Source organism: Nocardioides sp., assembly GCF_030149505.1.
Classification (GTDB): Bacteria; Actinomycetota; Actinomycetes; order Propionibacteriales; family Nocardioidaceae; genus Nocardioides.
Map to the genome: position 1 here is coordinate 13809 of NZ_JASBRN010000057.1, position 12742 is coordinate 26550.

Annotated in this window: 11 protein-coding genes and 2 riboswitches; of the genes, 5 read left to right on the plus strand and 6 right to left on the minus strand. The window is 71.3% G+C overall.

Annotated features, from left to right (window positions below; genetic code table 11):
* The first annotated feature begins 13 nt into the window (after nt 1-13).
* Nucleotides 14-247 (plus strand): DUF3072 domain-containing protein, encoded by a 234-nt coding sequence (locus Q1V71_RS12565; RefSeq protein WP_300644163.1) that lies wholly within the window; start codon nt 14-16, stop codon nt 245-247.
* A gap of 61 nt (nt 248-308) precedes the next feature.
* Here the strand turns inward: Q1V71_RS12565 and Q1V71_RS12570 are convergent, their stop codons facing one another.
* From Q1V71_RS12570 to Q1V71_RS12590, 5 genes are all read right to left on the minus strand, one after another.
* On the minus strand, nt 309-1079 hold the full coding sequence (locus Q1V71_RS12570) for a cobalt-precorrin-4/precorrin-4 C(11)-methyltransferase (protein ID WP_300644164.1): 771 nt from the start codon (nt 1077-1079) through the stop codon (nt 309-311).
* On the minus strand, nt 1076-2611 hold the full coding sequence (locus Q1V71_RS12575) for a precorrin-2 C(20)-methyltransferase (protein ID WP_300644165.1): 1536 nt from the start codon (nt 2609-2611) through the stop codon (nt 1076-1078). The genes Q1V71_RS12570 and Q1V71_RS12575 overlap by 4 nt, the downstream gene beginning before the upstream one ends.
* Nucleotides 2608-3216 carry a precorrin-8X methylmutase gene (locus tag Q1V71_RS12580; protein ID WP_300644221.1) on the minus strand — a complete coding sequence of 203 codons (609 nt, stop codon included), beginning with the start codon at nt 3214-3216 and terminating at the stop codon, nt 2608-2610. Before Q1V71_RS12580 ends, Q1V71_RS12575 begins: the two co-directional genes overlap by 4 nt.
* Nucleotides 3217-3284: 68 nt before the next feature.
* Entirely contained in the window at nt 3285-4130 is an 846-nt protein-coding gene (locus tag Q1V71_RS12585) for a nitrite reductase (protein ID WP_300644166.1), read from the minus strand.
* A gap of 57 nt (nt 4131-4187) precedes the next feature.
* A riboswitch (cobalamin riboswitch) is annotated at nt 4188-4382 on the minus strand.
* Nucleotides 4383-4548: 166 nt separating this feature from the next.
* Entirely contained in the window at nt 4549-5088 is a 540-nt protein-coding gene (locus Q1V71_RS12590) for a histidine phosphatase family protein (protein WP_300644167.1), read from the minus strand.
* Nucleotides 5089-5219, plus strand: a riboswitch (cobalamin riboswitch).
* Nucleotides 5220-5256: 37 nt separating this feature from the next.
* On the opposite strand from Q1V71_RS12590, the gene cobN reads away from it, so the two are divergent.
* Genes cobN through Q1V71_RS12610 form a run of 4 tightly spaced genes read left to right on the plus strand, consistent with a single transcriptional unit; the run spans nt 5257 to nt 11829 of the window.
* Entirely contained in the window at nt 5257-8865 is a 3609-nt protein-coding gene (gene cobN / locus Q1V71_RS12595) for a cobaltochelatase subunit CobN (RefSeq protein ID WP_300644168.1), read from the plus strand.
* On the plus strand, nt 8862-9614 hold the full coding sequence (gene cobF / locus Q1V71_RS12600) for a precorrin-6A synthase (deacetylating) (protein WP_300644169.1): 753 nt from the start codon (nt 8862-8864) through the stop codon (nt 9612-9614). Before cobN ends, cobF begins: the two co-directional genes overlap by 4 nt.
* Nucleotides 9611-11107: a cobyric acid synthase gene (locus tag Q1V71_RS12605; RefSeq protein ID WP_300644170.1), complete on the plus strand. Its 1497-nt coding sequence runs from the start codon at nt 9611-9613 to the stop codon at nt 11105-11107. The genes cobF and Q1V71_RS12605 overlap by 4 nt, the downstream gene beginning before the upstream one ends.
* Complete coding sequence (locus tag Q1V71_RS12610) at nt 11104-11829, plus strand: cobalt-precorrin-6A reductase (RefSeq protein ID WP_300644171.1); 726 nt, start codon at nt 11104-11106, stop codon at nt 11827-11829. Before Q1V71_RS12605 ends, Q1V71_RS12610 begins: the two co-directional genes overlap by 4 nt.
* 1 nt (nt 11830) lies before the next feature.
* On the opposite strand, the gene Q1V71_RS12615 is transcribed toward Q1V71_RS12610, so the two are convergent.
* On the minus strand, nt 11831-12616 hold the full coding sequence (locus tag Q1V71_RS12615; protein ID WP_300644172.1) for a CbtA family protein: 786 nt from the start codon (nt 12614-12616) through the stop codon (nt 11831-11833).
* Nucleotides 12617-12742: the final 126 nt, after the last annotated feature.

Genomic DNA, 12742 nt, shown 5'->3' on the forward strand with positions numbered 1-12742 from the left:
GAGTCGAACACCAGTGCGAACACGCCCAAACGACGTTCTGGGAGCCGAGGCCCCCAGCACCGACGCCACGGAGAAGGACCCCTCGGACTGGGTGACCGGGGACGAGCCCATGACGGGCGCCCAGCGCTCCTACCTCGACACCTTGGCCCGCGAGGCCGGGGAGACCCTGCCCGCGGACCTGAGCAAGGCCGAGGCGTCCGAGCACATCGAGCGGCTCCGCGCGGCCAGCGACCGCGTCGACGGCTGAGGGAGGGCCCTCCGACGGACACCGGAACCCGGGAAGACACAGAGTCTCCGGGGATTGTGTTCTAGTCCAGCAGCCGCTTGACGAACCGATCGCGTCCGGGGCTGTAGAGGTGGGATTCCCCGCCCGCACGCTCCGCGGGTTCGGCCAGCGCACGGCCCACCAGAACGACGGCCGCCTGTCGCAGTCCGGCCGTCTCCACGGCCTCGGCGATCGTGTCGACAGTTCCGCGCAGCACCAGCTCCTCTGGCTGGCTGGCCCGGTACACGACCACCACCGGGCAGTCTCCACCGACGACCGGCTCCAACTGGCCCATCAGGGTCCGCGTCCGGGTGATCGCCAGGTGAAGCACCAGGGTCGCGCCGGTGGCGGCGAAGTCTGTCAGCGACTCCCCCGCGCCCATCGCGGTCGACCGGGCCCTCGTGCGCGTCAGCACCACGGACTGCGCTACCAGAGGCACTGTCAGTTCGCTGCCCACCCGCGCGGCCGCCGCGGCGTACGCGGGCACGCCGGGCGTCACCGACCACGTCACGCCGGCGGCGTCGAGCCGCTTGGTCTGCTCGTGCAGTGCGGAGTACAGCGACGGGTCGCCGGAGGTGAGGCGGACAATCACGCGTCCGGTCCGGAAGCCGTCCACGAGCAATGCCGTGATCTGGTCGAGGTCGAGGTCCTGAGTGTCCACGAGCGTCGCCCGTGGGCCGCAGTGGGCGAGCACCTCCGGGTCGAGGTAGGTGCCCGGATAGAGCACCAGGTCGGCCGACGCCAGCAGCCGGGTGGCCCGCACGGTCAGCAGGTCGGCGGCACCCGGTCCAGCGCCCACGAAGTGCACGGTCATCGCACGAACCTCGGGGTCCAGACGCCTGCGGGCGAGACGCGCGTCGACGAGGCGCCCACGATGAGCAGGCACTTCATGTCGATGGTGGCGGGGTCGAGCTCACCCAGCGTGGTCACGGTCAAGGCCTCCTCCGCGCGCCCGACGTCGCGTCCCACGACGACGACGGTGTCCGGACTCTTGTGCTCCAGCAAGACCCGGCGTGCCGTCGCGACCTGCTCGGTGCGGCTGCGTGAGGCCGGGTTGTAGATGGCGAGGACGAGGTCCGCCTCGGCCACAGCCCGTAGCCGCTTCTCGACGACCTCCCACGGCTTGAGGCGGTCAGAGAGGCTCATCACCGCGAAGTCGGCCCCGACGGGGGCGCCCGCGCGGGCGGCCACGGCCTGCACCGCGCTCACCCCGGGAAGCACCCGGATGGAGACGTCGGCGTACGCCGGGTCCTCGGCGGCCTCGAAGACAGCGGCGGCCATGCCGAACACACCCGCGTCGCCGCCCGAGACGACGGCGACCTTCTCGCCGCGCTTGGCGAGGTCCAACGCGAACCCGGCCCGGTCGACCTCGACGGTGTTGCCCGACGCGTGTCGGGTCAGTCCTGCTCGCTGCGGCACCCGGTTGATGTACGGCGCGTATCCCACGACGTGGTCGACGTCGGCCAGCGCCGCGCTCACCTCCGGCGTGAGCCAGCCTTCTGGGCCCGGCCCGAGCCCGACGACCAGCAGTTCGGCCGGGGCCACGTCGCGGGCCGGGAGCGCGGCCGCGACGGCGTGCTTGCCGCACTCACGCGAGCGCCGTCCGTTGAGGCTGTCGCCGGTGACCACGATCAGCGAGAAGTACGGCACCGATGCCTCATCGACGTCCCTCACCGAGATCCAGCGCTCCTCCGGCATCGAGGCGCGCTCTACGTACAGAGCATGGTCAAGGCGCCCCGCTGCGGCGAGAGCACGGCGTACGGCCGGGAAGGTGCGCCCCAGCTTCATGATGATCGCGCCGTCGGTGTCGGCCAGCCGTCGCGCGAGCTCGGGCTCGGGCAGGGTCCCGGGCAGCACAGTCAGCACGTCGGTCTGACGCACGAGTGGACTCGCGGTCGCGGCGGTGGCGGCCAGGAAGGCAGGGACGCCCGGCACGATCTCGGTCGGGAAGCGATCGGCCAGCCGGTCATGCATGTACATGTACGAGCCGTAGAACAGCGGGTCTCCCTCCGAGAGGAGCACGACGTTACGACCGGCCGTGAGGTGGGCGGCCAGGCGCTCGGCCGACTCCTCGTAGAACTCCGCGAGCACCCCGGTGTACCCGCCGGGGTGGTCGGTCGTGCCTGTGGTGATCGGGTAAGTCAGCTCCTCCTCCAGCACACCGGTGGGGAAGAGCTCCACGGCGATTCGTCGCGCGTTGGACTGCTTGTCGCGGGCCGCGTGGTACGCGATCACGTCGGCGTTCTCGATCAGTCGAGCGGCCTTGAGGGTGATCAGTTCCGGGTCGCCGGGGCCGACGCCGACCCCGGAGAAGTGACCGCTGACGGGGATGGTGGTCGTGCTCATTCCTGCTCCTGTGCCAGCGCGTTGAGGGCCGACGACGTCATGGCGGAACCGCCCCGACGTCCGCGCACGGTGACGAACGGGATGTCGATCCCGTGGTCGACGCGAAAGTCCTCGAGGGCCTGCTTGGACTCGGCGGCGCCGATGAAGCCCACAGGGCAGCCGACGATCGCTGCGGGACGCGGGGCGCCGTCGACCAGCATCTCGAGCAGGTGGAAGAGGGCGGTGGGCGCATTACCGATGGCGACGACCGCACCTTCGAGGTGCGGCTCCCACAGCGACACCGCGGCCGCCGTGCGGGTGGTGCCCCACGCGTCGGCAAGGGCCGGCACCGCGGGGTCGTTCAGGGTGCAGAGCACGTCGTTGTCGGCGGGAAGACGGCTGCGCGTCACGCCCTTCACCACCATCGTGGCGTCGCAGAGCACGGGCGCCCCCGCCTCCAGGGCCGCCCGGGCGGCCTGCACGAGCTCCCGGTGAATGACCAGATCGTCGACCAGGTCGACCTGCCCGCTGCCATGGATCATCCGGACGGCCACCTTCTCGGCGTTCACCGGGACCTTCGAGAGGTCAGCCTCGCGGCGGATGGTGGCGAACGAGTCGACGTAGATCGCCGGTCCCCGGTCGGTGTAGGGGTAGTGACGCCCCGGACGCCGGGGCTGGAAGGCCGAGGTGGTGCTCACGGGGTCTCCTCGGGAATGAGAACGCCACGCCACGGGGTGACGACGAGTGTGGACGCCGCGGCGCAGAGCCGCTCCACGGCGGGACGGTCCAGTCCGTCCTCGGGCACGGGGACGTGTTCCCCACCGAGGACACGCCCGTACGGAAGTGGTGGTGCTGCGGCGGGTAGGTGTGGGGACGGCGGCACGGACGCTGCCAACGGTGCTGGTAGCTCGTGGACGTGCCACGGCGCCTGTGGTCCGATGCCCCGGACGTCGAGGAACCGGTGCGCGAGCTGGATCAGGCGACCAATCACCACGTCCAGCCCGACCACCGGTCCCCACCCCGTGCTGATCCTCAGCTGCGCGGAGTGGGAGTCGAGCACGACGAACCCGAGGTCGCAGGTGCGATCGAGCAGGTCACCGCGACCGTCATCGAGCACCAAGAGAAAGCGGCCGGGCAGCGCACCGAGCGCAGGCTCACTCAGCAGGGCAGCGTCCAGTGCCCTCACCATGGGACGTAGGTCGGCGCGACCGCCGGCCAGTCCCGTCTGGGGCGACGCCATGATGTTCCTCGCCAGGTCGTGCGTTCGGCTGGGAAGGAGGCCCGTGACCTCGAGCGCGTTCAGCACGTCCTGGGGGAGCTGATCGGTCCCCGGGGTGGCAGGCAGGCCGCGGACCTGAAGATTGGTACGGGTGGTGACGTACACCCGTCCGTCGCCGTGTCGCTCCGCGAACGTGAGCAGCTCGAGCAGCTCGCGGCACGTCACGTGACCGCCCGGCAGACGCAGTCGGACGAGAAGACCATCGGTCGCGGCCCACGGGCGCAGGGCGCCAGGACAACGGTCGGGACGTGACCGGATCACCGAAAATCACCATGTTTCGAGTCCGGGCCCGTACGCGGGACCCATCATGACCCGACGACGGTTGTCGTCAGGGCCAGCAGGTCTTCGGACTCGGATCAACCGGGAGAGGACGCCTTCCCAGGATCCGAAGACCCCAGTGGCTGCCATTGCTGGCGTGTCCGTCCCGTCCCCTCACCGCTGCGCGTCAGTTCCGGACTTTCACCGGATTCCCTGACTCCACCTGGGAGTACGACTGGCTTGGGCGACCATACCGCGACCGATCACGGGCGACGCCGGGCCCCCGCCACCGGTGCGCTCCTGAGCGTCGACGCAGCCCACCGCCGGTAGGACGTCGGGGCTCGACCCGGTCAAGTCCAAGGGACGGCCCTCGTCTCCCTACCGCCCGCCGGTTCTCGGCGCAGCACGAGAGATGCCACCGTCACGCCCGACGTACCGACGTTCCGTCCCACACAAGCACGTCGCCATTGCCGACCACGCCCAGCTCGGTACCTCCAGGCAGCAGGCGGAAGAGTTCGCCGTGACCCACGACCACGTGGGTCACCCCTTCAGCCAGGGAGCCCAGGGCTGCTTGGCCCCGGCTGCACGCACTGGCGGAATCCTCTACGCCACCGTGGGCGAGAGCCACCAGGGAAGCCCCGCCGGTCCACGCGACGGTGCGAGTGTGCCGTGTCCCCTCGAACAGGCCGAAGGAACGCTCGCGCAGCCGGACGTCCTCCCCACGACTCGCCCCCAACCGCCGGGCCATGATCTCGGCGCCCGCGACCGCTCGGCCCAGATCGCTCGATGTCACGTGCACAGCCCCCTCCCCGGACACGAGGCCCGCGATTCTCGCGGCAGCGGCGACCATCTGTTCGCGCCCCCGAACGGTGAGTCGGGGATGGGCGGTCTGCCCCTGCGTCACGCCGCTGATGTTCCACTCCGACTCCCCGTGCCTCACGAGGTACACCGACTCCTGCACGCGTCCCATCCTCCCGTAGGCTGCCTGGGATCCACGGCGCAGGAACCCGGTGAGACTCCGGGGCGGTTCCGCCACTGTGACCGAGCACGCGTGCTCGAAGCCAGACACTGGCCGTGGGTGAATCCGACCGCTACACGGGGCGAGAACCCCGGAGGAGGACCCCGGCACATGGCCGCGTCCGTACACGTCTGCCTGCTCTCCACGTCCGACACGGACCTGCTCTCGGCCCGGGCAAGCGGCGTGAGCTTCGCGCTGGCCAACCCGGCGCGCAGCACGGACACCGAGCTGGACGCGGTGATCGAGGGAGCCGACCTCGTCGTCGTCCGCCAGCTGGGCTCGCCCCACGACCTGTGGCACGGACTGTCCGCTGTGCGCGCGTCCGGCACTCCCCTGGTCGTCCTGGGTGGCGAGCAGCAGCCCAGCGCCGAGCTGATGGAGCTCAGCACCGTCCCGATCGGTGTCGCCGCCGAGGCGCACCGCTACCTGGCCGAAGGCGGTCCGGCGAATCTCGCGCAGATGCACGCCTTCCTCTCCGACACAGTCCTGCTCACCGGCGAAGGGTTCGAGCCACCGGCGGTCGTGCCGTCGTGGGGCTTCGCCGAGCGGAGCGCCCCCGCCGACGCGTCGCTGCCGAAGGTCGGCATCCTCTACTACCGCGCCCACCAGACCAGCGGCAACACCGCCTTCGCACACGCGCTGGCGGACGCCGTGGACGCCACCGGCCGAGGTGTGGGCGTCCCCATCTTCGCTGGCTCGCTGCGGAGCGCCCCCGACGACCTCTTCGACGCCCTTGGTCAGCTCGACGCACTCGTGGTGACTGTCTTGGCCGCCGGCGGCAGCGTCCCGGCCTCGGTCAGCGCAGGAGGTGACGACGAGACCTGGGACGTCGAGCGGATCGCCGCCCTCGACATCCCCGTCCTCCAGGGCCTGTGCCTGACCAGCAGCCGTGAGGAGTGGGAGGCCAACGACGACGGCGTGACCCCGCTGGATTCGGCGAACCAGATCGCCATCCCGGAGTTCGACGGACGCATCATCACCGCGCCGTTCTCCTTCAAGGAGATCGACGACGAGGGGCTACCCCGCTACGTCGCCGACCGTGAGCGGTGTGCCCGCGTCGCCACCATCGCGGTCAACCACGCCCACCTGCGTCACGTCCCGAACGCCGAGAAGAAGATCGCCCTCGTCCTCTCCGCGTACCCCACCAAGCACTCCCGCATCGGCAACGCCGTGGGCCTTGACACCCCGGTCTCGACCATTCGCCTGCTCCGACGGCTCCGAGACGCCGGGTACGACCTGGGCGGCCCCGGCGCCGTGCCGGGCCTCGACCTCACCGACGACACCGAGGCCGGCGACACGCTGATCCACGCCATGATCGCGGCCGGCGGCCAGGACGAGGAATGGTTGACGTCCGGACAGCTCACTGACGCTCACGTTCGCATCAGCACCGAGCAGTACCGACGCTGGACCGCACATCTTCCCCAGGCTCTGCGCGACGAGATGACCGAGGCGTGGGGTGAGGCTCCCGGCTCGCTCTTCGTCAACGAGGCCGACGAGATCGTGATCGCCACGCTGGTCGCCGGCAACGTGGTCATCATGATCCAGCCGCCCCGCGGCTTCGGCGAGAACCCGGTGGCGATCTACCACGACCCTGACCTGGCGCCGACCCACCACTACATGGCGGCCTACCGCTGGTTGGAGGAGTCCCCGAACTCAGGTGGTTTCGGTGCCCACGCGGTCGTCCATGTCGGCAAGCACGGTTCCCTGGAGTGGCTGCCGGGCAAGAATGCTGCGCTCTCGGCCGAGTGTGGCACCGATGCCGTGCTGGGCAACCTGCCGCTCTTCTACCCGTTCCTCGTCAACGACCCCGGTGAAGGGGCCCAGGCGAAGCGACGTGCCCACGCCACCATCGTCGACCACCTCATCCCGCCGATGGCGCGCGCCGAGACATACGGCGACATCGCCCGTCTCGAGCAACTGCTGGACGAATACGGCAACATCGCCGCGATGGACCCGGCCAAGCTGCCCGCCATCCGTGGCGAGATCTGGCAGCTCATGAAGGCCGCGGAGCTGCACCGCGACCTCGGCCTCGACGAGCGCCCCGACGACGAGGAGTTCGACGACTTCCTGTTGCACGTCGACGGGTGGCTGTGCGAGATCAAGGACGTCCAGATCCGCGACGGCCTGCACGTCCTGGGGCAGGCACCCGCGGACGAGGCACTGGTGAACCTGGTCCTGGCTGCGCTGCGCGCCTCCCAGGTCTGGGGCGGGGTGGGTAACGCCGTCCCGGGCCTCCGCTCTGCCCTGGGCCTGGGCGAGGGAGCGATCACCGCCGAGGTCGACGCCTTCGAGGCCGAGGCGCGCCGACTCGTCGAGGCGCTGGCCGCGGCGGACTGGGACCCCACGGTCGTGCCCGGGCTCCACGAGGACGCCGGCGTGCAGGCCGCACTCACCTTCGCCGCCGACGAAGTGGTCCCGCGCCTCGCCAGCACCACCGACGAGATGGACACGCTCCTGCACGCCCTCGACGGCGGCTACGTGCCCGCCGGGCCCTCCGGCTCACCGCTGCGCGGCCTCGTCAACGTGCTGCCGACCGGCCGCAACTTCTACACCGTCGACCCTCGCGCCATCCCCTCGCGCCTGGCCTGGCAGACCGGTCAGGCGATGGCCGAGTCCCTCGTGCAGCGCTACCTCGACGAGACCGGCGAGCATCCCACCTCGGTCGGCCTCTCGGTGTGGGGCACCAGCGCGATGCGTACCTCGGGCGACGACGTCGCCGAGGTGCTGGCGCTGCTCGGTGTCCGTCCGGAGTGGGACGACATGTCGCGTCGGGTGAACAACCTGCAGGTGATCGACCTGGCTGAGCTGGGCCGCCCGCGCATCGACGTCACCGTCCGGATCTCCGGCTTCTTCCGGGACGCGTTCCCCCACGTGGTGGCGATGCTGGACGACGCCGTCCAGCTGGTGGCGGACCTGGACGAGCCGGAGGAGATGAACTTCGTGCGCGCCCACAGCCGGGCCGACCTGGCCCAGCACGGGGACGCCCGCCGGGCCACGACCCGCATCTTCGGCTCGAAGCCGGGCTCCTACGGGGCGGGCATCCTCCAGGTGGTCGAGTCGGGCTCCTGGCGCGACGACAACGACCTGGCCGAGGTCTACACCGCGTGGGGCGGCTTCGCCTACGGCCGTGGCCTGGACGGGGTCGCTGCGGCCGACGACATGCGTACCGCCTACCGCCGGATCAAGGTGGCCGCGAAGAACGTCGACAGCACCGAGCACGACATTGCCGACTCCGACGACTACTTCCAGTACCACGGCGGCATGGTGGCCACGGTGCGCGCGCTCACGGGCGCCGACCCGAAGGCGTACGTCGGCGACTCCACCTCCCCCGACTCCGTGCGCACCCGGTCACTGCAGGAGGAGACGAACCGGGTCTTCCGGGCCCGGGTGGTCAATCCGCGCTGGATCGGCGCGATGCAGCGTCACGGCTACAAGGGCGCCTTCGAACTGGCGGCCACCGTCGACTACCTGTTCGGGTTCGACGCCACCGCCGGTGTCGTCCACGACTGGATGTACGAGTCGCTGGCGTCCTCGTACGTGTTGGACGAGACCAACCAGGACTTCCTGCGCACCTCGAACCCGTGGGCGCTGCGCGGCATCGTAGAACGGCTGCACGAGGCCGCCGAGCGCGGCCTCTGGGCCGAGCCCGACCCGGAGACGCTGGCCCAGTTGCAGAAGGTCTACCTCGAGGTCGAAGGAGACCTGGAGGACGACGCGTGAGTGCCCACGTGCACGTCGTCGGGTTCGGCACCGGCCCCGACCACCTGACCCGCGACGCCGTCCGCGCGCTGCTGGACACCGACTACGTGCTGGCGGTGCGCAAGCAAGAGGACGACGATCTGCTGAGAGTACGCCGCGCGATCTGCGAGGAGTTCGAGGTCGAACTGGTCGAGGTGCCCGATCCGCAGCGTGACCGGGACGACCCGACCGACTACCCGGCCGCAGTGCGCGACTGGCATGCCGCGCGGGTCGCGGCGTTCGCCGACATCCTGGCTGACAGGGGTGGCCGCGCGACCTTCCTGGTGTGGGGCGACCCCTCGCTGTACGACTCGACCTTGCGTGTGGTCGAAGGCCTGGCGGCAGATACGCGCCTCGCCGGCCTGACCTGGGACGTGGTGCCCGGCATCAGCGCTCCCCAGCTCCTTGCTGCCCGCCACCGCGTCGTGCTGCACCCGATCGGCGCGCCTGTACACGTCACCACCGCCCGCCGCCTGCGCGACACGATCGACGAGGGCCAGCGCAACGTGCTGGTCATGCTCGGTTCCGAGGCCAGCCTTGACCTGCTCGAGAAGCTGCCCGGGTGGACCATCTGGTGGGGGGCCAACCTGGGTTCTGCCGGCGAGGAGCTGGTCGCGGGGCCGGTGCGCGACGTGCTGCCGCAGGTGCGGGCCGCTCGGGCACGGGCCCGTGAACTCGCGGGCTGGGTCATGGACGTCTACCTGCTGCGTGACCCGGTGGGGGACGTGTGAGCGGATTGCTCGTGGCGGGCACCACCTCGGACGCCGGCAAGTCGGTGGTGACCACCGGCCTGTGCCGGGCCTTCGCGCGTCGCGGGGTCCGGGTGGCTCCGTACAAGGCCCAGAACATGTCCAACAACTCCATGGTCTGCACGGCCGCCGACGGGGGCACCGCCGAGATCGGCCGTGCCCAGTGGGTCCAGGCTCTCGCCGCCCGCGTCACCCCTGAGCCCGCCATGAACCCGGTGCTCCTGAAGCCCGGCTCCGACCGGCGAAGTCACGTCGTGGTGATGGGGCACCCGGCCGGCGAGGTCTCCGCGACCGACTTCGCGACCGATCGCCGGCACCTCGCACAGGCGGCGCACGCCGCGTACGACGACCTCGCCTCGCGTTTCGACGTCGTGGTGGCCGAGGGCGCCGGGAGTCCGGCGGAGATCAACCTCCGCTCCAGCGACTACGTCAACATGGGCCTGGCCCGCCACGCGGACCTGCCGGTGGTGCTGGTCGGCGACATCGACCGGGGCGGTCTCTTCGCCTCGATGTTCGGCACCCTGGCGCTGCTCGAACCCGCGGACCAGGCGTTGCTGGCCGGCTTCGTGGTCAACAAGTTCCGCGGCGAGCTGGGGCTGCTGCGCCCGGGGCTGGAGCAGCTGGAACGTCTGACCGGACGCCCGGTGCACGGCGTGCTGCCGTGGCACCCGGATCTGTGGCTCGACTCCGAGGACGCCCTCGACCTCGAGGGCCGCCGCAGCCGTACGGGTGCCCGAGTGCGGGTCGCGGTCGTACGGCTCCCCCGGATCAGCAACTTCACCGACGTCGACGCGCTCGGCCTCGAACCGGATCTCGACGTCGTCTTCGTCTCCGACCCGCGTGACCTCGCCGACGCCCACCTCGTGGTGCTGCCGGGAACCCGCGCCACCATGGACGACCTCGCGTGGCTGCGGTCGCGCGGCCTCGACGCCGCGATCACCGCGCACGCCGCATCGGGCCGCCCGGTCCTGGGGATCTGCGGCGGGTTCCAGATGTTGGGGCGCAGCGTCCACGACCCGGCGGGCGTCGAAGGGGCCGCCGGCGCGTACGCCGAGGGGCTGGGTCTGCTGCCGGTGAGCACGACCTTCGCGCCGGAGAAGGCGCTGCGCCTGCCCGCCGGCGAGGCGCTGGGCGCCTCCACCAAAGGCTATGAGATCCACCACGGCCGCATCACCCGCGACCCTGACGCCGAGGAGTTCCTGGGTGGCGCCCGCGTGGGTCAGGTGTCCGGCACCATGTGGCACGGCAGCCTGGAGGGTGACGCGTTCCGGGCCGCGTTCCTGGCGGAGGTCGCCGACCTGCCGCCGTCGGGCGCGAGCTTCCCCGCTGCCCGGGAACGGCGCATGGAGCTGCTCGCCGACCTCGTCGAGGAGCACCTCGACGTCGACGCCCTGCTGGCGCTGGCCCGGGGAGGGGCGCCTGCGTCGCTGCCCGTCCTGACCGTTCCCGCTCTCCCCCGCGAAGGTGCACGGTGAAGGTTCTGCTGCTCGGCGGCACCGCGGAGGCACGCGACCTCGCCCGCCTCCTCGTCGACGAGCAGGTGGACGTGACCTCATCGCTCGCCGGCCGGGTGGCGCGCCCGCGGCTGCCGGTGGGCCCGGTCCGCATCGGTGGGTTCGGCGGGGTCGCCGGGCTGTGCGCAACGCTGGCCGCGTACGACCTCGTGGTGGACGCGACCCACCCGTTCGCGCGCGGCATGAGCGCCAACGCCGTCGAGGCCTGCACGGCCGAGCAGGTGCCCCTGTTGCGGTTCGAGCGTCCCGGCTGGGAACGGGACCCTGCCTGGAGGTACGTCCGGACGCACGACGAGGCGGCCACGCTCGCCGGGGAGCTCGGTGAGCGCCCGTTCCTGACCGTCGGCCGCCAGGAGCTGGCCCGCTTCGTGCCCGCACTGGAGCAGCTCCCCGTCCTGGCCCGGGTCGTCGACGCGCCCGAGGTGGCCCTTCCTGCCTCCTGGCGCCTGCTCACCAGCCGCGGCCCGTACACGCTCGAGGGCGACCTGGCCGTCATGCGGGAACACGGCACCGACGTCCTGGTGACGAAGGACTCCGGCGGGACGTACACCTGGCCCAAGATGCAGGCCACCGCCCAACTGGGCATCCCCGTCGTGGTGGTGGAACGACCGGAGCCGGACCCCCGCGCGCAGGTCGTGCACGCGGTGGGCCCGGCCCTCGAGTGGGTGCTGGCGCACCGCTGAGTCAGGCGACCGCCCTCGGGGTGGTCTCGACCCGTCCGAGCAGCCACGTGAGGGCCATGCCGAGCGTGGCCCACAGGGCCGCGAGCGTCAGGATCGAGGAGATCCGGAACTCCCACAGCACGTCAGCCGGGAAGTCGCCCAGCTCGTTGACCGCCGGCATGGCGAGTGCAGCGACGGCGACCACGACGACGTAGCCCACACCGGCCACGACGACGCCCGTCCACGCGCTCCGTTCGGCAGCGAGCCGGCGTCCGAGGACCACGGCGGCGACCATCGCGACGATCGAGATCAGCGCGAAGGCGAAGTAGTACGCGGTGCGCTCCTCGATGGTGTCACCGCTGCCCACGGCCGGCGGAGCGGCCGGGTACTTCAGGAAGGGCACCAGCGCGTACGCGACGAACCCGAGGGCGGTCACGAGCGCGGTGGAGGCGACCACCGACAGTCGTCCCAGGCGCCCGGCGACGGCGGCGGCGACGAGGGCGATGATGCCGCCCAGGGCGACGCCGATGGCGATGGTCGCGGTGGCCAGGCCCCAGGTCTTCTGGTTGGTGCGGGTGATGCCGCCCTCCTCGTCGCTGTGAGAGTGAGTGTGGCCCTCCTCGGCGTGGGTGTGGGTGTGCGCCTCGTCCGCGGCGGGCTCGGCGGGAGCCTCCGCGGCTGAGGCCTCCTCGATGCCGATGGCGGTGTCGATCGGCGGCTCGCCGACCGTGAAGGCCACGACGAAGGCCACGATGCCGGCGATGAGGCCCGCGAGCAGGCCGCGGACCAGGAATGTACGTGCGTTCACTTGTGGTTCCAGTTTCTGTGGTCGTCAACGGGCCGTGCACACAGCACCGCAGGCCGAGGTCGCCGCGTCGCGAACGGCGCGGGGTCGGCTCGGGGCCGTCCCTCAGGGACGGCGCGGGTTCAGCAG

Excerpts from the sequence above, each read along its gene's own strand:
- Q1V71_RS12570 (WP_300644164.1), bottom strand. The coding sequence starts at position 1,079 with ATGACCGTGCACTTCGTGGGCGCTGGACCGGGTGCCGCCGACCTGCTG.
- Q1V71_RS12575 (WP_300644165.1), bottom strand. The coding sequence starts at position 2,611 with ATGAGCACGACCACCATCCCCGTCAGCGGTCACTTCTCCGGGGTCGGC.
- cobN (WP_300644168.1), top strand. The coding sequence starts at position 5,257 with ATGGCCGCGTCCGTACACGTCTGCCTGCTCTCCACGTCCGACACGGAC.